Origin of the sequence: Enterobacter sp. CPE_E1241, from assembly GCF_045618265.1 — a bacterium.
In the GTDB taxonomy this organism is placed as follows: Bacteria; Pseudomonadota; Gammaproteobacteria; order Enterobacterales; family Enterobacteriaceae; genus Enterobacter; species Enterobacter adelaidei.
Map to the genome: position 1 here is coordinate 1,887,713 of NZ_JBIWYV010000001.1, position 24,343 is coordinate 1,912,055.

Annotated in this window: 26 protein-coding genes; 12 read left to right on the top strand and 14 right to left on the bottom strand. The window is 50.0% G+C overall.

The features are described 5' to 3' along the window. Positions 1 to 5: 5 nt before the first annotated feature. From purB to rluE, 5 genes are read right to left on the bottom strand one after another with little or no spacing between them, the layout of a single operon-like run. Positions 6 to 1,376, bottom strand: a complete 1,371-nt coding sequence (purB, locus tag ACJ9Y9_RS09130; protein ID WP_028019014.1) for an adenylosuccinate lyase — start codon at positions 1,374 to 1,376, stop codon at positions 6 to 8. Positions 1,377 to 1,395: 19 nt separating this feature from the next. Then, positions 1,396 to 2,025, bottom strand: a complete 630-nt coding sequence (gene hflD / locus ACJ9Y9_RS09135; protein ID WP_028019013.1) for a high frequency lysogenization protein HflD — start codon at positions 2,023 to 2,025, stop codon at positions 1,396 to 1,398. A 27-nt stretch (positions 2,026 to 2,052) separates the two neighbouring features. Continuing rightward, a complete protein-coding gene (mnmA, locus tag ACJ9Y9_RS09140) occupies positions 2,053 to 3,165 on the bottom strand; it encodes a tRNA 2-thiouridine(34) synthase MnmA (RefSeq protein WP_028019012.1) in 1,113 nt (370 codons plus the stop codon). Between the two features lie 40 nt (positions 3,166 to 3,205). Beyond that, positions 3,206 to 3,679 (bottom strand): NUDIX hydrolase, encoded by a 474-nt coding sequence (locus ACJ9Y9_RS09145; RefSeq protein WP_028019011.1) that lies wholly within the window; start codon positions 3,677 to 3,679, stop codon positions 3,206 to 3,208. Positions 3,680 to 3,688: 9 nt separating this feature from the next. Further along, positions 3,689 to 4,342: a 23S rRNA pseudouridine(2457) synthase RluE gene (rluE, locus tag ACJ9Y9_RS09150; protein ID WP_028019010.1), complete on the bottom strand. Its 654-nt coding sequence runs from the start codon at positions 4,340 to 4,342 to the stop codon at positions 3,689 to 3,691. A gap of 117 nt (positions 4,343 to 4,459) precedes the next feature. Here rluE and icd point away from each other — a divergent pair, with 117 nt between their 5' ends. The 3 genes from icd (at position 4,460) to ACJ9Y9_RS09165 (ending at position 6,455) form a co-directional block, all read left to right on the top strand. Beyond that, complete coding sequence (icd, locus tag ACJ9Y9_RS09155; protein ID WP_028019009.1) at positions 4,460 to 5,710, top strand: NADP-dependent isocitrate dehydrogenase; 1,251 nt, start codon at positions 4,460 to 4,462, stop codon at positions 5,708 to 5,710. 77 nt (positions 5,711 to 5,787) lie between these two features. Further along, the gene (locus ACJ9Y9_RS09160; protein ID WP_028019008.1) at positions 5,788 to 6,135 is read left to right on the top strand and encodes a DUF1304 domain-containing protein; all 348 of its coding nucleotides are present in this window, start codon (positions 5,788 to 5,790) and stop codon (positions 6,133 to 6,135) included. Positions 6,136 to 6,209: 74 nt separating this feature from the next. After that, positions 6,210 to 6,455, top strand: coding sequence for a DUF2543 family protein (locus ACJ9Y9_RS09165; protein WP_028019007.1), 246 nt, complete (start codon positions 6,210 to 6,212; stop codon positions 6,453 to 6,455). Positions 6,456 to 6,748: 293 nt separating this feature from the next. On the opposite strand, the gene ACJ9Y9_RS09170 is transcribed toward ACJ9Y9_RS09165, so the two are convergent. Then, the gene (locus ACJ9Y9_RS09170; RefSeq protein ID WP_028019006.1) at positions 6,749 to 8,248 is read right to left on the bottom strand and encodes a cyclic diguanylate phosphodiesterase; all 1,500 of its coding nucleotides are present in this window, start codon (positions 8,246 to 8,248) and stop codon (positions 6,749 to 6,751) included. Positions 8,249 to 8,478: 230 nt separating this feature from the next. Between ACJ9Y9_RS09170 and ACJ9Y9_RS09175 the strand changes: the two genes are divergently transcribed. The 3 genes from ACJ9Y9_RS09175 (at position 8,479) to ACJ9Y9_RS09185 (ending at position 12,131) form a co-directional block, all read left to right on the top strand. Beyond that, complete coding sequence (locus ACJ9Y9_RS09175) at positions 8,479 to 9,999, top strand: cyclic diguanylate phosphodiesterase (protein WP_028019005.1); 1,521 nt, start codon at positions 8,479 to 8,481, stop codon at positions 9,997 to 9,999. 113 nt (positions 10,000 to 10,112) lie between these two features. Then, complete coding sequence (locus tag ACJ9Y9_RS09180; RefSeq protein ID WP_407226086.1) at positions 10,113 to 11,597, top strand: diguanylate cyclase; 1,485 nt, start codon at positions 10,113 to 10,115, stop codon at positions 11,595 to 11,597. Positions 11,598 to 11,882: 285 nt separating this feature from the next. Further along, complete coding sequence (locus tag ACJ9Y9_RS09185; protein ID WP_028019003.1) at positions 11,883 to 12,131, top strand: GlsB/YeaQ/YmgE family stress response membrane protein; 249 nt, start codon at positions 11,883 to 11,885, stop codon at positions 12,129 to 12,131. Between the two features lie 129 nt (positions 12,132 to 12,260). On the opposite strand, the gene ACJ9Y9_RS09190 is transcribed toward ACJ9Y9_RS09185, so the two are convergent. Both ACJ9Y9_RS09190 and ACJ9Y9_RS09195 read right to left on the bottom strand, forming a co-directional pair. After that, positions 12,261 to 12,359 (bottom strand): YoaK family small membrane protein, encoded by a 99-nt coding sequence (locus ACJ9Y9_RS09190; RefSeq protein ID WP_014883431.1) that lies wholly within the window; start codon positions 12,357 to 12,359, stop codon positions 12,261 to 12,263. A 45-nt stretch (positions 12,360 to 12,404) separates the two neighbouring features. Then, positions 12,405 to 13,433, bottom strand: a complete 1,029-nt coding sequence (locus ACJ9Y9_RS09195; RefSeq protein WP_028019002.1) for a sensor domain-containing diguanylate cyclase — start codon at positions 13,431 to 13,433, stop codon at positions 12,405 to 12,407. 308 nt (positions 13,434 to 13,741) lie between these two features. On the opposite strand from ACJ9Y9_RS09195, the gene ACJ9Y9_RS09200 reads away from it, so the two are divergent. After that, on the top strand, positions 13,742 to 13,996 hold the full coding sequence (locus ACJ9Y9_RS09200; protein ID WP_028019001.1) for a DUF333 domain-containing protein: 255 nt from the start codon (positions 13,742 to 13,744) through the stop codon (positions 13,994 to 13,996). 80 nt (positions 13,997 to 14,076) lie between these two features. Next, positions 14,077 to 14,382, top strand: coding sequence for a hypothetical protein (locus ACJ9Y9_RS09205; protein ID WP_028019000.1), 306 nt, complete (start codon positions 14,077 to 14,079; stop codon positions 14,380 to 14,382). Here ACJ9Y9_RS09205 and ACJ9Y9_RS09210 read toward each other — a convergent pair whose 3' ends face one another. Further along, positions 14,383 to 14,727 (bottom strand): DUF488 domain-containing protein, encoded by a 345-nt coding sequence (locus tag ACJ9Y9_RS09210; RefSeq protein ID WP_028018999.1) that lies wholly within the window; start codon positions 14,725 to 14,727, stop codon positions 14,383 to 14,385. Positions 14,728 to 14,828: 101 nt separating this feature from the next. Between ACJ9Y9_RS09210 and ACJ9Y9_RS09215 the strand changes: the two genes are divergently transcribed. Further along, positions 14,829 to 15,536 carry a CTP synthase gene (locus ACJ9Y9_RS09215; RefSeq protein WP_028018998.1) on the top strand — a complete coding sequence of 236 codons (708 nt, stop codon included), beginning with the start codon at positions 14,829 to 14,831 and terminating at the stop codon, positions 15,534 to 15,536. A gap of 30 nt (positions 15,537 to 15,566) precedes the next feature. On the opposite strand, the gene ACJ9Y9_RS09220 is transcribed toward ACJ9Y9_RS09215, so the two are convergent. Then, positions 15,567 to 16,754: a CynX/NimT family MFS transporter gene (locus tag ACJ9Y9_RS09220; protein ID WP_028018997.1), complete on the bottom strand. Its 1,188-nt coding sequence runs from the start codon at positions 16,752 to 16,754 to the stop codon at positions 15,567 to 15,569. A gap of 99 nt (positions 16,755 to 16,853) precedes the next feature. Between ACJ9Y9_RS09220 and ACJ9Y9_RS09225 the strand changes: the two genes are divergently transcribed. Continuing rightward, positions 16,854 to 17,645 carry a helix-turn-helix transcriptional regulator gene (locus tag ACJ9Y9_RS09225; RefSeq protein WP_028018996.1) on the top strand — a complete coding sequence of 264 codons (792 nt, stop codon included), beginning with the start codon at positions 16,854 to 16,856 and terminating at the stop codon, positions 17,643 to 17,645. Here the strand turns inward: ACJ9Y9_RS09225 and ACJ9Y9_RS09230 are convergent. Continuing rightward, entirely contained in the window at positions 17,629 to 18,075 is a 447-nt protein-coding gene (locus tag ACJ9Y9_RS09230) for a DUF441 domain-containing protein (RefSeq protein WP_023332736.1), read from the bottom strand. The two genes, ACJ9Y9_RS09225 and ACJ9Y9_RS09230, sit on opposite strands and share 17 nt — an antisense overlap. Before the next feature lie 145 nt (positions 18,076 to 18,220). On the opposite strand from ACJ9Y9_RS09230, the gene yoaI reads away from it, so the two are divergent. Next, positions 18,221 to 18,325: a small membrane protein YoaI gene (gene yoaI, locus ACJ9Y9_RS09235; protein ID WP_010430055.1), complete on the top strand. Its 105-nt coding sequence runs from the start codon at positions 18,221 to 18,223 to the stop codon at positions 18,323 to 18,325. Positions 18,326 to 18,346: 21 nt separating this feature from the next. Here yoaI and ACJ9Y9_RS09240 read toward each other — a convergent pair whose 3' ends face one another. From ACJ9Y9_RS09240 to yeaG, 3 genes are all read right to left on the bottom strand, one after another. Next, positions 18,347 to 18,847, bottom strand: a complete 501-nt coding sequence (locus ACJ9Y9_RS09240) for a YbaK/prolyl-tRNA synthetase associated domain-containing protein (protein ID WP_028018995.1) — start codon at positions 18,845 to 18,847, stop codon at positions 18,347 to 18,349. Between the two features lie 99 nt (positions 18,848 to 18,946). Then, the gene (locus ACJ9Y9_RS09245) at positions 18,947 to 20,230 is read right to left on the bottom strand and encodes a YeaH/YhbH family protein (RefSeq protein WP_028018994.1); all 1,284 of its coding nucleotides are present in this window, start codon (positions 20,228 to 20,230) and stop codon (positions 18,947 to 18,949) included. Between the two features lie 74 nt (positions 20,231 to 20,304). Then, positions 20,305 to 22,239: a protein kinase YeaG gene (yeaG, locus tag ACJ9Y9_RS09250; protein ID WP_028018993.1), complete on the bottom strand. Its 1,935-nt coding sequence runs from the start codon at positions 22,237 to 22,239 to the stop codon at positions 20,305 to 20,307. A 77-nt stretch (positions 22,240 to 22,316) separates the two neighbouring features. On the opposite strand from yeaG, the gene ACJ9Y9_RS09255 reads away from it, so the two are divergent. Further along, on the top strand, positions 22,317 to 24,257 hold the full coding sequence (locus ACJ9Y9_RS09255; protein ID WP_229255561.1) for a recombinase family protein: 1,941 nt from the start codon (positions 22,317 to 22,319) through the stop codon (positions 24,255 to 24,257). Positions 24,258 to 24,343: the final 86 nt, after the last annotated feature.

Here is a 24,343-nt window from a genome sequence, read left to right on the forward strand (position 1 = left end):
GGCCTTTACTTCAGTTCATCAACCATGGTGATGGCGCGACCAATGTAATTCGCCGGGGTCATCGCTTTCAGGCGGGTTTTCTCTTCTTCTGGCAGTGCCAGACTGTCGATAAACTGTTTCATGCCTTCAGCGTCAACGCGTTTACCGCGAGTCAACTCTTTCAGTTTCTCGTACGGTTTTTCGATACCGTAACGACGCATCACGGTCTGGATTGGCTCAGCCAGAACTTCCCAGTTGTGATCCAGTTCGTCCAGCAGACGGTCACGGTTCACTTCCAGTTTGCTCACGCCTTTCAGGGTGGACTGGTAAGCAATCAGCGCGTAGCCAATGCCCACACCCAGGTTACGCAGAACGGTGGAGTCTGTCAGGTCACGCTGCCAGCGGGAAACCGGCAGTTTGCTTGCCATATGTTGCAACACGGCGTTCGCCAGACCCAGGTTGCCTTCAGAGTTTTCGAAGTCGATTGGGTTCACTTTGTGCGGCATGGTAGAAGAACCAATTTCACCGGCGATGGTTTTCTGTTTGAAGTGGTTCAGCGCGATGTAGCCCCACACGTCACGATCGAAATCGATCAGAATGGTGTTGAAGCGGGCGATGCAGTCAAACAGTTCGGCGATGTAGTCATGTGGCTCAATCTGGGTAGTGTACGGGTTCCACTGAATACCCAAAGAGGTGACGAACTCTTCGCTGAACTGATGCCAGTCCACTTCCGGGTATGCGGCGATGTGGGCGTTATAGTTACCGACCGCACCGTTGATTTTACCCAGAATTTCAACCTGTTCCAGCTGACGATACTGGCGCTCCATACGGTACGCGACGTTCGCCATCTCTTTACCCATCGTGGATGGGGTAGCTGGCTGGCCGTGGGTACGGGAGAGCAGCGGAATGTCGCGGTATTCCACGGACAGCGCTTTTACCGCGTCGATGATTTTACGCCAGTAAGGCAGTACCACATCTTTGCGTGCGGTAGAGAGCATCAGCGCGTGAGACAGGTTGTTGATATCTTCTGATGTGCAGGCGAAATGAATGAATTCAGATACGGCATGCAGAGCAGGCACAGCAGCCACTTTCTCTTTCAGGAAATACTCAACCGCTTTCACGTCATGGTTGGTGGTGCGCTCGATGGTTTTGATACGCGCGGCATCTTCTTCGTTGAAGTCAGCAACGATTTTATCAAGGTAATCGTTTGCCTGGGCGTCAAAAGCAGGAACTTCCTTGATTGCTGCCTGGGCGGCTAGCTTTTGCAGCCAGCGTACTTCAACCTGAACACGGAACTTCAGCAAACCATATTCGCTGAAGATCCCGCGCAGCGCGCTGACTTTATCGCCATAGCGTCCATCGACAGGGGATACGGCGGTCAGTGAGGATAATTCCATAATTCGCAACTCCGGGAGGTTAACAATGAGCAAGAATTTGTTTTGCCTGAGTAGTCAGGCGATTACGAGAAAACATTAACTGCAGGCGGCCGCCGCCAACCTGATGCCACAGCACAGCGGCGCGGATCCCGGCCAGCAGGGAGGCACGCACTTTTGCCTGGACCTGAGGGCTTTGCAGAACAGCAGGGGAACCGGTGACCTGAATACGCGGGCCAAGTGGGCTAATGACGTCAACATAAATGGCAGCCATGGCACTCAGCAGCGTTTCGGACTGCAGATCAAAATGGTCGAGCTGACGTTGCAACCCGGCAATGCGGTCACCAAGCGTATTGAGCGCACCTTTCGCTGCGCTCAGTTTACGCTCAAGCACCATCAGGCTTAACGTGTAGCGGGTCAACTCTGCGTTTAATCCCTGACGGCTACTGGCGTTCAGCACGCCAAGCAGGGTTTCAAGACCGAGACGAAGATTAGTTTCACTCCCACCGAAGACACCCAGGGTTGAGCCGGGGTTGAGGTCGATAACGCTGTTGAGTGAAACGTGCAGCGCATCAGCGTCGCAATGACCCTGATGCGCCAGCTGTTGCACCAGACGGGCAGACTGGCAAATTCCCGCCAGTGCCAGGGTGATGTCATAGTAGTTCTTCGCCACACGGTCTCCTTTATGTGTGCAATCGTGTTAAACAGCGGTCAGCGGCAGGCGCTGTTCAATGATCCCGCCACCCAGGCAGATTTCGCCGCTATAGAAAACAGCAGACTGACCCGGGGTGACAGCAGCAACAGGCTCGTCGAAACGCACGGCAATGCGATCGTCATCAAGCGCGGTAACGGTGCAAGGAATATCGGTCTGACGGTAGCGCGTTTTCACCGTGCAGCGCAGCGTGCCTTTCAGCGGTTCGCGATCGACCCAGTGCAGCTGTTGCGCGATCAGGCCAACGGACATCAGACGCGGGTGGTCGTGACCCTGAGCGACAACCAGAATATTGTTTTCGACATCTTTGTCGACCACGTACCACGGATCTTCGCTACCTTCTTTCGTCCCGCCGATACCCAGGCCTTTACGTTGGCCTAAGGTGTGGTACATCAGCCCCTGATGCTGGCCAATCTCTTCCCCGTCGACGGTAACAATTTTACCTGGCTGCGCAGGCAGGTAACGCCCCAGGAAATCGCGGAATTTGCGCTCGCCGATGAAGCAGATACCGGTAGAGTCTTTTTTCTTCGCGGTGATCAGGTCCAGCTCTTCGGCGATTTTACGCACCTGCGGCTTTTCCAGCTCGCCGACCGGGAACAGGCTCTGAGCGATTTGCTCGTGGCTCAGCGTATAGAGGAAGTAACTTTGATCTTTGTTACCGTCCAGGCCGCGCAGCAGCTGGCTTTTGCCATTCACATCGGCACGACGCACGTAGTGACCGGTCGCAATGAAGTCTGCGCCCAGATCTTCCGCCGCGAATTCCAGGAAGGCTTTAAATTTGATCTCTTTGTTGCACAGAATATCCGGGTTTGGCGTACGGCCTGCTTTGTACTCTTCCAGGAACAGTTCAAAAACGTTGTCCCAGTATTCTGCGGCAAAGTTAACGGTGTGCAGTTCAATGCCGAGCTTGTCGCATACGGCCTGCGCATCGGCGAGATCCGCAGCGGCAGTGCAGTATTCCTCGCCATCATCTTCCTCCCAGTTCTTCATGAACAGGCCCTCCACCTTATATCCCTGTTGTTGTAACAGGTAGGCGGAAACGGAGGAATCGACACCGCCGGACATGCCGACGATTACTTTTTTCTGGCTGTTATCTGACATGGAATACTCACGACATTGAACTTCAAGGCGGCGTATTCTATCACGCCCCCCCACCATTGACACCCTCTGTAAACGGCCAGTTAAATTCTCCGATAACATCCAGCGGTAAGCGGCCAGAAGACTGCCAGCAGCGAATGCTTTCCGCAACCAGCGGCGAGCGCAGGTTTGGCGCGTTCAGGATCTCGTCAGCAGTGACCCACAGGCAGCGGTCGATATCATCATCCTGCGGCTCTGTGGCGCACATTTCGTTAAGCTCAACGGCGAATAAAAAGCGCAGGAACGGCGTGTGGTCAGGCGCTATCCACTGGTGCAGGCGGATGAAGTGCTGAGGTTCGGCATGGATCCCCGTCTCTTCCCACAGCTCGCGTTTTGCGGCCTGCACCAGCGTTTCGTTTTCTTCGAGGTGTCCTGCGGGCTGGTTCCATAAGGCTTTGCCGCCAATCGTCTCCTCGACGACCAGGAATTTACCTTGCGCGTGAACGACACAGGCGACAGTGACATGAGGTTTGAACATAGTGACTCCTTAGGAGGTAGCGTCCCGCCATTCACCGTTAGCCAGGCTCTCCAGCGTGTAGTTGCCCATGGCGTAGCGAATCAGGCGCAGGGTAGGGAAGCCAACGTGTGCGGTCATGCGCCGAACCTGACGGTTTCGGCCTTCATAAAGGGTAATTTTGAGCCAGCTTGTCGGAATGGATTTGCGTTCGCGAATGGGCGGGTTACGCGGCCACAGCCACTCCGGTTCATTCACGCGTTCAATACCTGCCGGCAGAGTGGGACCGTCATTCAGCGTGACGCCGCTGCGTAATGTAGCCAGCGTCTCTTCATCCGGTTCACCTTCTACCTGTACGAAGTAAATTTTACCCGTGCGCTTCCCCGGCTGCGTGAGCTTCGCCTGTAGGGCGCCGTCGTTAGTTAAGACCAGCAGGCCTTCGCTGTCACGATCCAGACGCCCGGCAGCATAAACGCCCTGGACTGGAATGTAATCCTTAAGCGTGCTGCGCCCGGCTTCATCAGTGAATTGCGGCAAAACATCGTAGGGTTTATTGAACAAAATAACCCGCTTCGGCTGGCTTTCTTGCGGTCTTCTGGCGGCTTGTCGCGAGCTGAATCGCTCAACCCGGTGTTTTGTAAAAGAAGTTTTCTTCATGGTATTTTCAGGCTCTATCAATTGCCGCATTATAGCCTAATAACGAAGACCTTTCATGGCGTCGGACAATCAGGTACTATCGAAGGGCTCATTACAATTTATTAACATAAGATCAGTAACAACCAGAAGCGCTCGAAGGAGAGGTTAATGGAAAGCAAAGTAGTTGTTCCGGCGGAAGGTAAAAAGATCACCCTGCAAAACGGCAAGATTAACGTTCCTCACAATCCGATTATCCCGTTCATCGAAGGTGACGGTATCGGTGTAGACGTTACCCCGGCAATGCTGAAAGTGGTTGATGCCGCTGTTGAGAAAGCCTACAAAGGCGAGCGTAAAATTTCCTGGATGGAAATTTACACCGGTGAAAAATCTACTCAAGTTTATGGCCAGGACGTCTGGCTGCCAGCGGAGACGCTGGACCTGATCCGCGACTACCGCGTTGCTATTAAAGGCCCACTGACCACACCTGTCGGTGGCGGTATCCGTTCTCTGAACGTTGCACTGCGTCAGGAGCTGGACCTGTACGTGTGTCTGCGTCCGGTTCGTTACTACCAGGGCACACCAAGCCCGGTTAAGCACCCTGAACTGACCGACATGGTTATCTTCCGCGAGAACGCAGAAGACATCTACGCAGGTATCGAATGGAAAGCTGACTCTGCAGACGCAGAAAAAGTGATTAAATTCCTGCGCGATGAGATGGGCGTGAAGAAAATTCGCTTCCCTGAACATTGCGGTATCGGTATCAAGCCGTGCTCCGAAGAAGGCACCAAGCGTCTGGTACGTGCGGCCATCGAGTACGCCATCACCAACGACCGTGACTCTGTGACCCTGGTTCACAAAGGCAACATCATGAAGTTCACCGAAGGCGCGTTCAAAGACTGGGGTTACCAGTTGGCGAAAGAAGAGTTCGGTGGTGAGCTGATCGACGGCGGCCCGTGGCAGAAAATCAAGAACCCGAACACTGGCAAAGAGATCATCATTAAAGATGTGATCGCCGATGCGTTCCTGCAGCAAATCCTGCTGCGTCCTGCTGAATACGACGTGATCGCCTGTATGAACCTGAACGGTGACTACATTTCTGATGCCCTGGCGGCACAGGTTGGCGGTATCGGTATTGCCCCGGGCGCGAACATCGGTGACGAGTGCGCCCTGTTCGAAGCGACCCACGGTACTGCACCAAAATATGCAGGCCAGGACAAAGTGAACCCAGGTTCTATCATCCTGTCCGCAGAAATGATGCTGCGCCATATGGAATGGTTCGAAGCCGCAGACCTGATCGTTAAAGGCATGGAAGGCGCTATCGCTGCCAAGACCGTGACCTATGACTTCGAACGTCTGATGGATGGCGCTAAGCTGCTAAAATGTTCAGAGTTTGGTGACGCGATTATCGCGAACATGTAATCCAGATTCTGGGTTAAACGAGAGCGGGGGCCTGAGGGTTCCCGTTTTTTTTACCTCTGCCTGCAGGAGACAATACGATGTTAGCCACTGTCCTTATCGCTGTCGTTGCATTCATCCATCTCTACATTCTTGTGCTGGAAATGTTTCTGTGGAACACCGAAACAGGGCACAAGGCTTTTAATCTGCGTCCCGATTTTGCGCGCGACACCCGCGTGCTGGCCGCAAATCAGGGGGTGTATAACGGTTTTCTGGCGGCTGGTCTGCTCTGGAGCCTCTGGCTCGGTGAAAAGGGTGTTCATGTGGCCATCTTCTTCCTGAGCTGCGTGCTGATCGCCGGGCTCTTTGGCGCAGTCACCGCCAGCCGAAAAATTTTGTATGTACAGGCCGTGCCCGCTTTCGCTGCGCTGCTTGCGTTACTCATCTGAAGCAATGCTTTGGTTGAGGTAAGGCGTCCGATATACTGATGGCTTTACCCTTACAGGTTAGCAACGAGATAGTTATGAATAACGATATCCCACTGAAATATTATGATATTGCCGATGAGTACGCGACGGAAGCCGCAGAGCAGGTCGCTGAATCAGAGCTCGATGCGCTGGCACATTATTTCCAGCTGCTGCTCACCCGTTTATCAAATAACGAGGAGATCAGCGAGGAAGCCCAGCAGGAGATGGCCACTGAGGCCGGGATCCGTGCTTCTCGCATTGATGATATTGCGAATTTCCTCAATCAGTGGGGGAATGAATAGTCTTCCTCAAAAGCCATTATGCTGATGCTTTGCTATGCAGCTCAGCATCACGCTATCAGACCACATGCATTTTTTACGCAGAATATGTGAAGCGGGTGCGTCGATAAACAACGCGAAAATAACGGTCAGACAGAAAAGTACCACTGGTAATAGTAAGGATAATTTCACGTTTTTAACCAAAATAAGAGTGTGCTTCAGGGTAATCTACCGTCTGATTGTTACAACTATATGTTTTTGGGCGAGGAATGAAAATGCCTGATCCGAAAAAACATGGGCACGCCAGACATCAGTGGCTACCGCGCGACTCCGACAAGTTTCTGCGCCAGCTCACTGCGGGTCAGTGATTTTGAGAAATACCATCCCTGAACCAGGGCATCGGGATATCTGTCGGCAATAAAACGATATTGTATTTCATTCTCTACCCCTTCAAAAACAAGGGATTTATTCAGTCGGGCGAGGGCATCACTAAAAATAACAAAGATGTTCTGTTTATAATGTTCACTGATGCCATCGACCAGCGATTTGTCGATTTTGATTTCATCATATTCCAGAAGTGACAGTCTGGCCAGATTTGAATTTTGCACACCAAAATCATCTATTGATACTTTTATGCCAAGGGATTTTAATTCCCGACAGAATTCTTCAAGAATATCTACAGTGGAAACGGCCTTTTCAGAGAGTTCGATTTTTATCAAGGAGAGTGGAATGCGATGAATTAAACACGCGCGACGTAAGATAGCAATGAATTGCCCGTCTTCAATTTCCGTTCGGCCAACGTTGAGTGAGACGACCAGTTGATGTTTTGTTGCAAGTGGTGCAATTTCTAAAAGGGATTTTTCGATAATATTAATGTAATATTTTTTATACAGGCCGATCTTCTTGATTAATGGAATAAAAAGCTCCGGGGAGACATCACCGTGTTTTTGATCGTGCCATCTCGACAGAACCTCAATGCCCACTATTTTTTTATCCTGAATTCGAATGATTGGCTGATATTTAACACTGATGGTATTGGTGATGACAGCCTTGACCAGCGTTCGTTCGAGAGAAAAACGGTCTTCATAAATGCGGAAGAAAAAGAACGTTATCGCTACCCAGATAAAATACAAAATGACCACAAGAAACGTAAACACAACGGGAGATAGCGAAGCAAGCCCTGCGTTGTGATGTTTCACAATGACGCATAAATCCCAGAAAGTGCTGCACTGCGTGAGGATGATGGTAAACAATGCCGAATGCAGCAAGTCCTGTTGCTTAAACGCAGGGGGGGTCGAAAAAAATGTTCTGCCAAAGTCTTTGGTGGTTGCGCTCAGAGAGTAACTCTCTGTAACCGGAGAGAATTTATCGTAAGCGTAGCGGGAGGTGAAGATAATAATGTTATGATAAATTGCCGCATTACCGGTAAAGAACTCTTTTTTGTCAAACTGGGCCAGGAGAAAGCCCCTTGGGGTTTTATGCAGTTCTGCAGGAAGTGCAACAGGAGTAGCGAGTTTACCCCAAAAAGCAGTACAGACTATTTTTCCTTTCTCTATGAATCCGACGTCACCAAAATAGAGACTGTCGAGTTTTATTTGCCTGTAACTATCAAGACTGGTTTTATCACATCCCTGTGTAGTGATGCTTTTGAGAGCCAGCGCCACGTTTTGGGACAGGTCTTCTGAATATTGTAAAAGCGTATGGGAAATCTCGAGCTGTTTGCTCTTCTGCTGGCTAACGATAACCGCATTGACCGCATAAAGAGACAGGACGACCAGAAGCGTTGAAATGATAGCAACAGCAATGATCTTTTTCATTTTCCCGTTATCCTGTTTGCTCCCTCATTTTACAAATCCTAACACAGACAGGACCAGGCACAAGCCTGATAGTCACGCCCGTTGATCACATTCAGAACGATAACTCATGCAAAAGCATCAGTTTTTTAAGATAGCTTTTGACTAAGCTATTTTTAATTCTATATGCAACGCTGAGTTAAACATAGCGCCTTTTTCAGGAACCCTACTTGTTTTTCTGGTAAGGAAAAATCATGCGCAACCTTATGATGCCCATCCTCTGCGCTTTATTTCTCTTTCTGAGTGGCATGTTAATTATTAACTGGCAGTTATGGCATATGGCTACACTCAGTTACACCCAGACCGCCGCCGCAAGCACTCAAAAAATAGATAATATTCTTGCTGAAGCTGTCAGTGCCGCCAATACCGCTAAGCATGTTGCTGCACAGGGATGTACCCGTGACGGACAGCTGGAGCTGGGGACAGAAGCCGCACTGAAACCGCATCTGCGTGCCGTGATGATCCAGCAGCAAGGCCAAATCATTTGTACCTCACTGCCGGGAAATGGCGTATTAATTGTTCGTCCTCAAACGTTACCCAACGAAACATTGATGCTGTTACCGGGTAATCGACTGGTGAATGGTATTCCGGTTCTCATTTTCCAGATGTCGATCGCGGATGGGCGCGTGATTGTCAGCGTAAGTGACGCACATTTGCGGGATGTGATTGCAAGCGCAACAAATAGCGCTGACATGGCGTTGGTTGTAGGTGAAAGAATGCTTGCGCGCACCGGTGATGTGAGGGACTGGAAAGCCGCCTCATGGGCAGGGGCGTTAACGGCATCGGCGCATTTCCCGTTTAGCGTGGTCTGGCAGCCACCCGCTTTTTTCAGTCTGACGCGATTACTGCAACAAGGATGGAGCCTGATACTGCTCATTCTCGCATTGTCCGTTACGGTTGGATTTTTGATCCGTCGTTACAAGGGGAAAAGCTCCTCATTTGAAGACGATCTGCGGAAAGCCATTTTGCACGGAGAGATCGTTCCTTATTATCAGCCGATCGTCAATGGTGATACCGGTGGGCTGTACGGTGTTGAGGTATTAGCAAGATGGAAGCATCCAAAATCGGGTTTTATCCCGCCGGATGTTTTCATTCCGATTGCGGAACGGAGCGGTTTGATTATTCCTCTGACCAAAGGGTTAATGGCGAAGGTGGTCAACCAGCTAAAGCCGCTTCTGCCTAAGCTACCAGACGGGTTTCACATCGGGGTTAACATCAGCGCCAGACATATCAATGCACCTTCTTTCATTGGTGACTGTCGTGTCTTCGGAAAGGGGTTTCAGGGGAAAGAAGTTAAACTGGTCCTCGAGGTAACGGAGCGTGAACCGTTGATCGATAATCCTCATCTTGTGGAAAATCTCAACACGCTACATAACGCTGGCTTTGTCATTGCACTGGATGATTTTGGGACGGGCTATTCAGGGCTTTCGTGCCTTAATGCACTGGCTATTGATTATATTAAAATTGATAAGAGCTTTGTAAACCGGGTCTCTGAGGAGAAGGATTCAACGATTCTGCTGGACTGCGTCATTGATCTGGCTAAAAAACTGTCATTGCGCATTGTGGCTGAAGGCGTAGAAACGAGGGAGCAACTGGAGTATCTCAACCGTAATGAGATTACCCTTTTGCAGGGATACTATTTTGGTAAGCCCGTCTCCTATATTGACTTTATTAAAGTCATTTTATCTAAGCCCAGGGAGACTATGAGTTTGTAAAATGCAATTAAGGCCAGCTTCTGTTGTATGCTTAAGTGCAATTCATTTTCCTCTTATCCTGAGCTTTGTTACAGTGACAAGAGTTGTCAGCCAGGGATGTCAGGCGTGATAAGGTGGAAAAGCTCGTGCATGTAAAAAATACTTTCTACACAACAACCATTACCGTCATCATTGTCTCATTGATCATCTCGCTTTCGCTTGCTGTCCAAATTAGCACATCCAGACAGCAGTCAATCCAGCAAATTAATACCAGCGTTGCCAACCTGAGTCATACCCTGGATGTGTATACTGAGGGGATCATGCGCCAAAGCGAAATGCTGATTACGACGGTTTCCGACATAATCGAAATTTATGGCATGACCCCACAACAGGCGACAAATATCCAGCGGATGATAAGCAACCAGGATAATCTCCTTACCCAGATTAATAATGTGGCTGTTTACGATGTCCGGGGCGAACTCTTTACCGCATTGCACGAAACTTTTTCTGGCCTCCGGAAAGGAGCGGACAGGGCTTTTTTTATCTACCACAAGAATAATAAGAGTCAGCAGATTTTTATTGGTGAGCCTGTGGTAAGCAGAACTAATGGTAAATGGGTTATCACCATTAGCCGACGCCTTGAAACCCATACCGGAGCGTTTAATGGTGTCGTCGTTGTGACACTGGGCATCGAAAACTTTCTGGCGCTCTACGGGCAGATTAATATTGGTCATTCTGGCGTCATTGGCTTAACGACACAGTCAGGCGTCTTGCTGGTCCGTTATCCCTTTAAAAATAACTATATTGGCGCGATTGTCTCTGATTCGCCTCTCTTCAGAAAATATCTCAAGGTACAAAATACCGGGATCGCCAGTTCTATTTCCCGGTTTGATAAAATCGAACGCATTTATGCCTATGAGAAAAACACACGTTACGGACTGGTCACCACGGTGGCCGTCAGCACCGATGAAGCACTCTCTCCCTGGCGCAAGCAGGCTATTCAGCTTGCCGTTCTTATTTTCGTTTTTACCGTAATACTCATTGTGGCGTCGTATTTCCTGTATTCGGATTTATCACGAAAAACCAGAGATAACAAAGAGCTGAAGATTATTGCCTCTGAAGATGCGCTGACGGGCCTTTTCAACCGCCGCAGTTTTGATGAAAAAATACTCTCGGAAATTGCGGGTTGCATAGCGCGCGGTGCGCCGATTTCGGTGCTGATCGTGGATGTGGATTACTTCAAAAAATACAATGATAACTATGGCCATCCTGAAGGGGATCGTTGCCTGGTTCTAATGGGAGACACTCTCAGGAAAAGTCTTACCCGTGATAACCAGATTGTGGCGCGGTATGGCGGGGAGGAGTTTGCGCTGATCTTACCTGATGCAGATATCCAGGAGGCGCGGCGTATTGCTCAGACGATTATTCGCAATGTCTTCTCTTTACAAATTGAACATGCTTTTAGTCCTTTTGGGCGAGTAACGGTAAGCGTAGGGGTCTCCACTGCACGTGCTGTAGAAATAGCCGGTAGCCAGCAGAGTATTATCATTGCTGCAGACCAGGCGCTTTATCAGGCAAAACGCGCCGGCCGTAACCAGTACGCTTTTGTTGGGGTATGAGCAGAAAAAAAAGCCCACTCAAGAGTGGGCAAGAAATACTGGAAGCAATGTGAGCAATGTCGTACTGAATACTTGAGTCTTTTACTCAACTACTCAGTGTTGAGAAAGATAATCTTTCTCAACAAAAGATGCAACCCCACAATTTATGTGAAACGCTCTTTTTTGTTGGTGAATAAACAGACGCTCTCTCACTGTGATGCTTATCACAAATTTTCTTTCTCTGATCCTGTGCTATTCTTTTTGTGTCGTTGATTTAATGACAAAAACCATACAGAGAGGAAAGTTATGGGAATTTTATCCTGGATTATCTTTGGGCTTATTGCGGGTATTCTGGCGAAGTGGATCATGCCGGGCAAAGATGGCGGTGGGTTTATTGTTACCGTAATACTGGGGATTGTCGGCGCGGTCGTCGGCGGCTGGATCAGTACGCTGTTCGGTTTTGGCAAGGTCGATGGCTTTAACTTCGGCAGTTTTGTCGTTGCAGTGATTGGTGCGCTGGTTGTTCTGTTTGTCTACAGAAAAATCAAAAGCTAAATCTGAACGCGTTGAAAAAGGCTGCCAAAGGGCAGCCTTTTTTACGTAGCGGGTTTACCACCAGCCGAGCTGTGTACCGGCAAAAGCCGCAATGGCAACGATCAACATAATGAGGGTTGTTTTTCTCATTTATGCCCCTGGAGCCGCGTAACCACCGACAAAAAACCACGCCAGAAAAACCACAGCCGTTATAAAAATAACGACCGGGAAGAGGATCCCTATTCTCATATCATCACCTGTTTCGGTTTCTATAACGCCGTAGAGTGTACGGGGTTAATCCATAGTGAGAAAGCGTGTTTTGCTTTTTCCTTTCTTATCCTGATACATCGCGATATCAGCGGCGTGTAACGCACTGTCCGGATCGGTTACGTCAGGATCAACTTCTATAACGCCAATGCTGGCTCCCGGGTAAATGATATGGACACTGCCCAACCAGTATTCACCCGCAATGCAGGCGCTGAGGCGTGTTTTTAGCAGGCTTATCTGCGTGCTATCACCTTCATTGCCCGTTTTGCTCAGAGAAGCCACCAGGAACTCATCGCCGCCCAACCGGCCAATGATATCGTCCTGCTGTTTTTCTTCCGTCAAACGCTTGCCCACTTCAACCAGGAACTGGTCGCCAGCTTCATGCCCGTAACGATCGTTAATCAGTTTGAAATCATTCAGGTCGATAAACGCGATGATGGCATTACGTTTCAGGTGTCGCGCCAGAGAAAACAGGGTCGTCAGATCCTCAAAAATGGCTCGACGGTTGGGTAAGCGGGTAAGGGCATCGGTATAAGAGTGCGCGATGAGCGCGGCATTGGCTTCCCGAAGCTGGGCCACCAGAGACTCTTTCTGAATGTACTGGGCAATCAACCCGGCGAACAATTTCAGAACCTGTTCGCCTCGCTCGCTGAGCGGCTTCTTTACCGTGCTGGTGGCGCAGAGCGTTCCGTAAAGTGAACCATCAGCAAGATGAACAGGAATACTCATGTAGGTGGTAATGCCAAGCGCTTTCGCAGCCTCGCAATCAGGCCAACGTTCAGGAACATCATTGCTGAATAGCGTGTTGCTATCCAGTGCGCGCTTACACAGTGTTTCATCCCATGGAACACTCAGTCCCTCCGGGATCTCCATCTGCTTGCTGTTGCGGGCATAGAGAATATTCTGCAGTCGTGCTTTGATATCGACCTTCGTCAGGTAAGTCGACTCCATATCGGTCACAATCTCCAGCATCTCCAGCAGCTGACGAACGAGACTTTCAAGGGATTGTTCAGTGGCGAGGGTTTCTGAAACACGGGCAAGGATGATATCCGACATGACGTAGAATGACTCCCATGCAGAAGGCGTCTGCATCTGCATGTTATGCTGAATTTTTAGACTTCTGGCATAGTAAAACATGAATATAGAAAATTTAATATATGCAGGGGGAGAGGTGCAGGCGAAAAAAAGCCCCGTTGTTGAGACCGGGGCAAAGACATCTTGATTACGGAATGATGTTCTCTGGTCATGTTGAGAACACGCCACACTATAGCGTTGAAAAGTGCAGTTAAAATGGAGAAACCATGGAGAAAGCGCGAGTGACCCGTTACCCTTACACTATTGATGATGTCAAAAGGATCAATAAGATGAGATTTCTGCTTCTGGCGCTGGCACTTCCCTTGGCCGCCTGCACCACCAAAACACCACCACCTGATGCCCCGAAACCGCCTCACGTTGTCGGTATGGCAAACCCGGCCTCCGTTTATTGTCTGGAGAAAGGCGGGGAACAGATCCCGGTTCAAAGCCCACAGGGTGTCCGCACGGAGTGCAAGTTACCGAGTGGCGAAGTGATCGATGAATGGACGCTTTATCGTCGCGATCATCCGCAACCCACCAGGTGACAATGACATATTGACTGCGATACACTTCTCTTTAGGATTATTCTTAGCCAGTTTCTGGCCACCTTTACCGTGAGAGAAGTATGTTTCAGCTTAAACCGGGCAGCATGGCGATGATCATCGGTGCCCGCACAGCCTCTGGCCGTCGCAATATTGGTAAATCCGTTGAATTGTTTGGTCTTTGCCAGCCCGGCTTGCGTTTCGTTAACCCGGTCAATGGTGTTATGACGGAACTGCCCGCGACGGCGGATCGCGCGCTATGGCTGGTAACGGGAGATGTTTACGCCTTTGACAATCAGCACGGCTTTGCATTTGTTCGCCCTGAACACCTGATGCCGCTTACCCCGGATGAAACACCGCAAACCCTTGATGAGCTGATGATCGACTGATTACAGATGGCGCAGCCAGTCGGCTAATACCAGGGCATGATTTTGTGTCTTATCTTTTGCGCCGTAGAGCAGGGTGACGGTCTGCTTTTTTGCCCGCGCCGCCAGGCGCATTCCTTCCTCTTTGTGCTGCGCCAGCTCTTCACGATAGGCCTTACTGAAGGCTGCGAAATCAATGGCTTCTCCGTGAAAGGCCTTGCGTAATTCATTTGATGGCGTGAGCGTTTTACACCATTCATCATACGCGAGGTCCGTTTTTTTAACCCCTCGCGGCCAGAGCCTGTCAACCAGAACCCGATAACCATCGTCCGGGCTTGCCTGCTCATAGACGCGTTTGCATTGAATCATATTTCCACCCTCCTAATTTAAGGTATTGTGATAATTGCAGAAGATCGGTAGTCTGAGGTTCCTTATGTTATCTGATAATTCCCTGGCATAAGGAACCTTTCATGGAACACCTCCCGGTAAAAACGACGCTGCGCATTGCGCTGGTTGGCGATTACAATCCTAATGTTATTGCACATCAGGCGATTCCGCTGGCCATTGACGACGCCGCAGCAGTCCTCGACCTCACCGCCGATTACGACTGGCTTGCCACAACCGAACTGACCAGTCCTGAAGATCTGGTAGGGTACGATGCCATCTGGCTGGTTCCTGCAAGCCCCTATAAAAACACGGAAGCTGCCTTTATCGCTGCACGCTATGCCCGTGAAAACAGCATTCCGTTCCTCGGTACCTGCGGTGGGTTCCAGCATGCGTTGATTGAGTATGCCCGTAACGTATTGGGCTGGAGCGATGCGGCACATGCCGAAACGGATACCGAAGGCACCATGGTGATTGCGCCGTTGGCCTGTTCGCTGGTGGAAAAAACCGATGCCATTGAGCTGCGTAATAACACGCTGATCGCGAAAGCCTATGGTAAGCCGGAAATTGAAGAGGGCTATCATTGTAACTATGGCGTATCGCCGGCGTTTGCACAGGCGCTTGAAAACGGTGATATGCGCGTTACTGGCTGGGATGATCAGGGTGAGATCCGCGCCGCAGAGTTGGTTACCCACCCCTTCTTTGTGATCACCTTATTCCAGCATGAGCGTGCGGCACTGGAAGGTCGCCCGGTGGTACTGGTACAGGCGATGCTGCGCGCGGCGCGCGGCTAAAAAAGCAGGCCCGACGGCCCGCCACAATGTTTAACGGGGCGTGATCTCTCGGTCACGCCCGGCGAGCATACCGCAGATGGCCATGACCACCGCAGCCAACGCACAGCCCAGAAGTGGGATGCGCCAGTCTCCCGCAGTATCGTGAATTTTTCCCATCAACGGTGGACCGCAGGCAGCGAGCAGATAGCCAATTGACTGCGCCATACCGGATAACGCCGCCGCCTGGTGTGCAGAGCTGGCGCGCAGGCCGATGAACGTCAGGCCGAGGATCATCGTTGCGCCGGTGCCAAAGCCGAACACCAGTGTCCACAGGACTGCCATCTCAGGTACGAACCACAATCCTGCCGCGCTGACTGCACACATGAGGGCCACAACCCCGGCGATTATCCGCTGATCCTTCAGACGGTGGAGGATCAACGGCACAGCAAGACCAGGTACGGCGGTGGCGAGCTGTAACAGACCATGCACCGAGCCGGCCTGTGCTTCGCTGTATCCGTGGCTGAGTAATATCGCCGGCAGCCAGCCGATGATAACGTAGTAAATCAGCGAGTTAATCCCCAAAAACAGCGTCACCTGCCAGGCGAGAGCAGAGCGCCAGATCGCGCGATTATGCAACGCCCCAGCGCCCGTTACCGTCGCGACGTGTTTCTGACGCCACTGTGGCAGCCAGAGCAGCAACGCGATCAGCGGAAACACCATCAGCATCAGCAATGCGCCATGCCAGCCAGCGTCACCTTGTGCCAGAGGAACAATCAGCGCAGAGCCTAACGCCGCAGAGACCCCCATCGTCAGGGAATAGGCCCCGGTGAGACGGGCTACCTGACCTGGAAAATCACGCTTAATTAATCCCGGCAGCAACACATTACCCAGCGCAATACCGCAGCCAATTACCGCCGTACCCATGAAAAGCAACGTTGCCGAGGGCAGGGAGCGAACCGCAATCCCGGCGCAAATCAGCAGCAGGGCGATAAACAGGCTTCGCTCCATGCCGATACGCCGGGCGACACCTGCGGCGAGCGGGGAGACAAGCGCAAAAGCCAGCAGAGGCAGGGTGGTCAGCAGACCGCTTTGTGCCGTGCTTAAGCCATAATCAAGGCGAATAGCGTCGAGCAGCGGGGCTGCCCCGGTGAAGGTAACGCGCAGTGTGGTGGCAATCATCAGGATGCCTGCAATCAACAGCGCGCTTTGTTTTCCAGAGATGCGAATAGCAGTTGTCATTGTGTTCTCATACGTTCAAGCGAGGGCACACAATACCGATTTTCTCAGTGGTTGAAATCAGGCTAAAATGACAGTTTATCGCTAATATCGGACAACATGATGATCGGTCTGGGACTGGATGGCTACGATCCTGATAGCCAGCACGATGCGGCCATCGCGTTCCGCATCCGCGTGGTGGCGGAGGAACAATATATTCCATTGCATCATCACCGTAAGGGGCAGCTGATTCTGGCCCTTGGTGGTGCTATCACCTGCGAAGTAGAAAATGCCATGCTGATGGTACCGCCTCAGTATGCTGTCTGGATCCCCGGCCAGATGCCGCACAGTAACAGGGCTACGCCGGGAGCACAGCTCTGTTTTTTATTCATTGAACCCGGTGCTGCCAGTTTGCCCGATCGCTGCTGCACCCTGAAAATCTCTCCCCTGGTACGGGAACTGATTTTATCTCTGGCAGAAAAGTCGCGTGAACAGCTTCATCTTGCGGCTACGTCACGCCTGGTGGATGTCTTATTTGATGAACTGCCGCTGCAGCGTCAGGAGCATTTGCAGTTACCCGTTTCACCTCACCCCAAAATTCGGCTGATGAGTGAAAAGATGGCGGAAGAACCTGCCGCCTGGCAGACGCTGGCACAGTGGGCGAGCCACTTTGCCATGAGCGAACGCAATCTGGCGCGGCTGGTGGTGAAAGAAACCGGTTTAAGCTTTCGCCGCTGGCGTCATCAGCTGCAGTTAATTGTGGCGCTACAGCATTTGATTAGCGGGAAGTCGGTACAGCAGGTGGCACAGACACTGGGCTATGACTCTACCACCGCATTTATCACCATGTTCAGGAAGGGGCTTGGCCAGACACCGGCACGTTATATGGCTAACCTGACTACGACTTCCCAATAAACAGTGAGACCAGCCCCGCTGCAATCAGCGGGCCCACTGGCACGCCGCGAAACAGCGCTACACCCAGCACAGTTCCCACCAGCAGACCCGCCACCAGCGAGGGCTGACTGCTCATCAGCGTGACGCCACGACCACCCAACCACGAGACAAAAACGCCGACCGCAATCGCCACCAGCGATTTCCAGTTTACAAACGAGTGCAGCAGCGTTGAGGCAGGCAGCGTACCGCTGGCAATGGGAGCCATCACACCAATGGTAAGTATGATTATCCCGATAGTGAGGCCTTGTTTTTCTATCCACGGGAAAAAGGTGTTTAAGGGCGTCACGCGCACGATGATAAGCACCAGAATCGAGATGGCGACGGTGGTGTTATGGCTGATAAAGCCGAGCGCGGCGAGCGCCAGAAGAATGAGCAGAGTAGGGTCAAACATAGGGAATCCTTGCCAAAAAAATCATCCTGCTTACTTTACGCGGAAAAACGGCGGAGGACAGTTTTTAAAAGATCTCATCACTGTCATAACCTTGTCATTTACGCGGATTAAAACGAAGACAGAAATCGCAAAAGGGGTCGCTATCATGAACGATCACATGTTTGTTGAGACGCTAATTATCTCATCGTCGTTTTTCGCAATTGCCGTTATTCTCGTTGCCTCTGTTCTGTTTCTGGAAAGAAAAGGCTGACAGAAATGCCAGCCTGTGTGATTAGGCCTTATGGAACGTCACAAGCTCAGGACGGGCGATACGCAGATAATCCTGGGTATCCATAATCACAGATTTATCCAGCAGACCGGCGTTGAACGCGATCTCGTCAAAACGCTCGAACAGCAGCGGGTCGGCAACCAGCGTCAGATCGGGATGGAAGCTGAAAGGCGGGATAGCGCCGAAAACGCAGGCGGTCAGAGTATCAACTTCGGCCGGGCTGGCGAGAGACGCTTTTAATCCGCCAAAATGGCTGGCAAGCTGGCTCAGGTCGGCCTGCAGATCGGCGGCCAGGATCGCCAGAACGTGTTTTTTTACACCGTTTCCCTTTACTTTGCAGACCAGAGCTTTAGCGCCTTGCCTGAGATCGGTCCCGCGAATTTCACTCACCGCCTCACATTTCCCGACCGCCTCGTGCTCCATGACGCGAAACCGCGCGCCCTGTTCGGTGAGTAAAGCGATCAGCTGCTGGTGAGTCCCTGTCCCAATAACGTCATCAGACATAACGATTTTCCCGGTGATAATTCAGTATGCAGTTTTCTACATTAGCACGGGATGAACGGGGTCGAAAGAAAACAGCCAGCGAATTCGCTGGCTGTAGGGTCAAGCATTGCTGGTTGCAGACTGCTTGTGGAACAGCTCCCTGAACACCGGATAGATGTCATCCTGGTCACGGATATGCTGCATGGCAAAGTTATCGAACATAGATTGCAGATGTTCATATTCCCGCCACAGGGTCTGGTGCGCACGACGGGTAATTTCGATATAGCTGTAGTAACGCACGACGGGCAGAATTTTCTTCGCCAGAATTTCATGACACAGCGGCGAGTCATCTGCCCAGTTATCGCCATCCGAGGCCTGCGCGGCATAAATGTTCCACTGCGCCGGGTCGTAACGCTCTTTTACCACTTCATCCATTAGCTTCAGTGCGCTTGATACAATGGTTCCCCCGGTCTCCTGGGAGTAGAAGAACTCATGCTCATCCACCTCTTTGGCCTGCGTGTGGTGGCGAATATAGACCACCTCCACGTTCTTATAGGTTCTGCTCAGGAACAGGTAGAGCAGAATATAAAAACGCTTCGCCATATCTTTGGTGGCCTGGTCCATTGAACCGGAGACGTCCATTAGACAGAACATCACGGCCTGGCTGGACGGCTCCGGACGTTTTTCGTAGTTCTTGTAGCGCAGGTCGAAGGTGTCGATAAACGGCACCCGATCGATCTTCGCCCTCAACTCAGCAATCTCTTTACGCAGGCGCTCCTCTTCCAGCAGTTGTGCCGGTTCCGTGTTTTCCACGACTTTCAGGTTGCTTTCGAGTTCGCGCAGTTCGCGACGTTTACCTGCCGTCATGGCCGTGCGTCGCGCCAGTGAATTCTGCAATGAACGCACGACGCTGATATTGGCGGGTACGCCATTGGCGGTATAGCCCGCGCGATGGGTTTTGTACTCGTTAAGCTGACGATGCTGATTCTTTCTCAGATTCGGCAGCGCCAGATCCTCAAACAGCAGGTCGAGATATTCATCTTTCGAAATCTGGAAGACAAACTCGTCCTGACCTTCACCATCCTGGCTGGCCTGTCCCTGACCGCTTCCTGAACCACCGCCGCCGCCCTGAGGACGCTCAATTCTGTCGTTCTGAACGAAGTGGTCATTACCTGGGTGTACGCGATGGCGCAGTCCGCCACGCCCCTGATGAAACATCGGTTCGCTGATGTCATCGGTAGGGATGGAGACAGATTCGCCGCTGTCGACGTCGGTCACCGAGCGTTTGTTGATGGCCTCGGAGATAGACTGTTTAATTTGCGCTTTATAACGGCGCAAGAAGCGCTGGCGGTTCACCGTGCTCTTGTTTTTGCCGTTAAGACGCCGGTCAATAAACCAGGTCATATACCCCCCGTACTGCATTTGCCAACTTGCATTTTGTAGGCCCGGTAAGCGCGAGTGCCTACCGGGCACTTGTTTTAAGACGATTTACGCACACGCAGATACCATTCGCAGAGCAGGCGAACCTGCTTGCGGGTGTAGCCTTTTTCCATCATACGGTCGACAAAGTCGTCGTGCTTTTTCTGCTCATCGGTTGAGGTTTTGGCGTTAAACGAAATAACCGGCAACAGCTCTTCGGTATTGGAGAACATTTTCTTCTCAATAACCGTGCGCAGTTTTTCGTAGCTGGTCCAGTTCGGGTTACGTCCGCTGTTATGCGCTCTGGCGCGCAGCACGAAGTTCACAATCTCGTTGCGGAAGTCTTTCGGGTTGCTGATCCCGGCAGGTTTCTCGATTTTTTCCAGCTCTGCGTTCAGGGATTCACGGTCAAACAACTGGCCGGTATCCGGGTCGCGGTACTCCTGATCCTGGATCCAGAAGTCAGCATAGGTGACATAACGGTCGAAAATGTTCTGCCCGTATTCTGAATAGGATTCCAGGTAGGCCGTCTGGATCTCTTTGCCAATGAACTCGGCGTATTTCGGGATCAGGTAGCCTTTCAGGAACTCAAGGTAGCGTTCAGCCTGTTCCTGCGGGAACTGCTCACGTTCGATTTGCTGTTCCAGTACATAGAACAGATGAACCGGGTTAGCGGCCACTTCCGCATGGTCGAAGTTAAAGACGCGGGAGAGGATCTTAAACGCGAAACGCGTAGACAGACCGTTCATCCCTTCGTCGACCCCGGCGTAATCACGGTATTCCTGATACGACTTCGCTTTCGGGTCGGTGTCTTTCAGGCTTTCACCATCGTAAACGCGCATTTTCGAGTAGATGCTGGAGTTTTCCGGCTCTTTCAGGCGCGACAGGATGGAGAAGCGTGAGAGGGTCTCCAGAGTACCGGGCGCGCAAGGGGCATGTACCAGCTCACTGTGGTTAAGCAGTTTCTCGTAAATTTTGATCTCTTCAGAGATCCGCAGGCAATAAGGCACTTTGACGATATAAACACGGTCAAGGAACGCCTCATTATTTTTGTTGTTACGGAAGGTCACCCATTCTGATTCGTTTGAGTGTGCCAGAATGATGCCGTTAAACGGCAGGGCGGAGATACCTTCCGTCCCGTTGTAGTTCCCTTCCTGGGTGGCCGTCAGCAGAGGATGCAGCACTTTAATCGGTGCTTTAAACATCTCTACGAATTCCATGATCCCCTGGTTTGACCGGCACAGCGCGCCAGAATAGCCATAGGCATCCGGGTCGTTTTGCGCAAAGTTTTCCAGCTTGCGAATATCGACTTTCCCCACCAGTGCTGAGATGTCCTGGTTGTTCTCATCGCCGGGTTCCGTTTTGGCGATGGCAATCTGTTCCAGAATGGATGGCCACACTTTCACTACGCGGAATTTGGTAATGTCGCCACCAAACTCATGCAGACGTTTTGCCGCCCACGGCGACATAATAGTGCCAAGATAACGACGCGGGATGCCAAATTCTTTATCCAGAATTTGCGCATCTTCCTGCGGGTTAAACAGACACAGCGGATGGTCGTTTACCGGGCTGCGTTCTCCGTTCGCACTCAGCACATAAATAGGGACGCGCTGCATCAGTGATTTCAGGCGTTCAGCCAGAGATGATTTACCACCCCCCACTGGACCCAGTAAATAGAGGATCTGTTTCTTCTCTTCCAGACCCTGGGCGGCATGCTTCAGATATGAGACAATCTGTTCGATGGCATCTTCCATACCATAGAACTCTTCAAACGCCGGATATCGGGCGACCACCCGATTCGAAAAGAGACGGGAAAGCCGGGGTTCCAGGGCAGTATCAACCATGTTTGGCTCACCAATAGCCATTAATAGCCGTTCTGCCGCATTGGCATAGGCACTGCGATCTTGCCGACAGATGGTAAGAAACTCCTGCAGTGTGAACTCTTCGTCCTTGGCAGCTTCATAGCGCTGGCGATAGTGATCGAATATATTCATGGCATGCCGTCCTTTTGTATAATCTGGGAACATTTGTGAATCAGCACTTTTAGCTTAATTCTTCAACGGGATAAAAAATGCTCCGTCCTATATGTTATGAGAGAGTTTCAACAATCTATCAAGCAGTGATGGCAAATGGTTTGGACGACCAACGGTCATCTTTGACAGCATATTTAGACCGAAATGCTGGAAAATTCAGTGATGACAGGATTTTTATACAGGACGCAGGATTATCGGCATACAAAAATGCCAACATTTCAGCTACGTCGAATCTTGGTAAATTTTTACAGGATGTGCGGGATCGCAAGTACGGTAAGGGTGACGCACTTATAGTCATTAGCCTTGATAGGTTATCGCGTCGTTCAAGTTGGGCTGAAAGTACTATCCAGTTCATCGTGAATAGTGGGATAGAGATTCACGACATTTCTACAAACCTTGTGTTACGGGAAGATGACCCCATGTCGAAGATTCACATGGAACTGATTCAACACCGTTCACACAACGAATCTTTAATGAAGTCTGTACGTGCTAAGTTAGCTTGGGATAACAAAATTTTACGTGCATTACAGAATGGTGAAGTGATTTCCAATCGTATGCCTAACTGGTTAAGGAATGTTGATAACAAGTATCAGGTGATCTCAGAACAGGCTGAACTTATTGTTAAGTGTTTCGAGTGGTATCGGGAAGGTCTTAGTACTGGAGAGATTGTTAAGCGTATCGGTAAAAAGTGGCAGATGGTAACCGTGTCAAGGCTGATACGTGACCGCCGCTTGTTGGGTGAACATGAGCGATACAATGGTGAGGTTGTACCAAATGTTTACCCAAAAATCATTGATGAAGACTTGTTCCTAACGGCGAACAGGATGATGGATCGCGTTATGCTGGAGAAGAAAAAACCAGCCGAGGATCTGTTACTTGAACCTGATGTAGTTCGTGAAATTTTCAATCTATATGAAAGTGGACTTGGCTCAGGGGCAATTGTTAAACGCTTGCCTAAAGGGTGGAGTACTGTAAACGTACTGCGAGTACTACGCGATAAGAAAGTAGTTACTATGAAGATTATCGATAATCTCACTTTTGAACGAGTAAATGCAAAACTCACTGCAAATGGTGTTGCAAACCGCATAAGAAAAGATGTAACCATTGCACAGGATGATTATATTACTAACCTCTTCCCAAAAATTTTAAAGTGTGGTTGTTGCGGTGGTAATATTGCAATCCATTATAACCATGTAAGAACTAAGTATGTAATTTGTAGAACGAGGGAAGAGAAGAAAAGATGTGATGCTAAATCTATTCAATATACTCGTATTGAGAAGAATATACTTAGTGTTGTGATGAATGTTGATTTTGGTAAGGTATTGAGTGAAGACTCAACAAAAAAAGACAAAGTACTTCAAGCGTTGAAAGTTGAGTTGTCAGCACTTCGAAAAGAGGAAAATACTTATCAACTAAAAATTGATGAACGTAAAAAAAGTGGGAAGAAAACATCATTACCTCTTATGGAAGGTCTTACAGATGTACAAGATAGAATTGAAGAAACGGTAGAACAAATAAGTAGATCATCAACAATTAATGAGTTACCTAAATTTGATTATGACATTAATTGTTTACTCGACCCAATGAACGTTGAACTAAGAGCGAAAGTACGGAAGGAACTAAAACATGTAATTTCCAAGGTGACATATCAAGTGATTGATAAGTATATTTTAGTGAGACTGCATTATTATACTGATGTGCTATCACATGTATTGATTATTGATAATAAACGTGGTGGCGGTGATATTGTAAGTCAAATTGCCATTTATACTAAAGATAGTACCACTATCTATACAACACCCTCATTTGCATTGACTACATCTAATGATGAAATTCCACGTATTCATTTTATGGAAAACGTACCACTTAACCAAATTGATTATGAATTATTACTAATTTCTGCTGACTCTGTTGAATGTTCAGATTCTGTTACCTCGTGGATGCGTCATAATCACAATTTCCTCTTTGCAAACAATTAAGCCTCGAAAGGGGCTATTTTGTACCTATTTTTCATCATTCATGATAAATAGTCATGTAATAACAACTTACATTCAATTGAGTACTT